Annotated in this window: 1 protein-coding gene; it reads right to left on the bottom strand. The window is 47.6% G+C overall.

What is annotated here, in order from left to right; genetic code table 11:
• On the bottom strand, positions 1–378 hold a 378-nt coding region (locus NE473_RS30580), incomplete at both ends, for an aldo/keto reductase (protein WP_256265592.1).

The raw sequence follows: 378 nt of genomic DNA, 5'->3' as shown, positions 1-378 counted from the left end.
GTACAGCAGCTGTTTCTTCTCATCCAGTCTAAAACAGCCAGCTTTCCGCCGCGCAGCGGTTCCATAACCCAGACAGGCAGACCACAGCTGCGCAGCAGTTCCATTTTAGCCTCCGCGCTCTGGAAGGACCAGTCCAGATAATTGAGCTGAATCTGGCAGAATTCCATCTCACTGCCGTATGCCTCCAGAAAACGCTTCATCACCTCGCAGCTTCCGTGTATCGAAAATCCCAGATGACGGATTCTCCCCGCCTCCTTCTGTTTTAACAGATACTGAAAAATTCCATATTTTTCGTCCAGGTATGCATCTATATTTATCTCACATACGTTGTGGAACAGGTAAAAATCAAAGTATTCCACACCACATTTCTCAAGCTGC

The organism is Hungatella sp. SL.1.14 (assembly GCF_024460495.1).
GTDB classification, from domain to species: domain Bacteria; phylum Bacillota; class Clostridia; order Lachnospirales; family Lachnospiraceae; genus Hungatella; species Hungatella hathewayi.
This window is presented reverse-complemented; position numbering and strand designations above follow the sequence as displayed.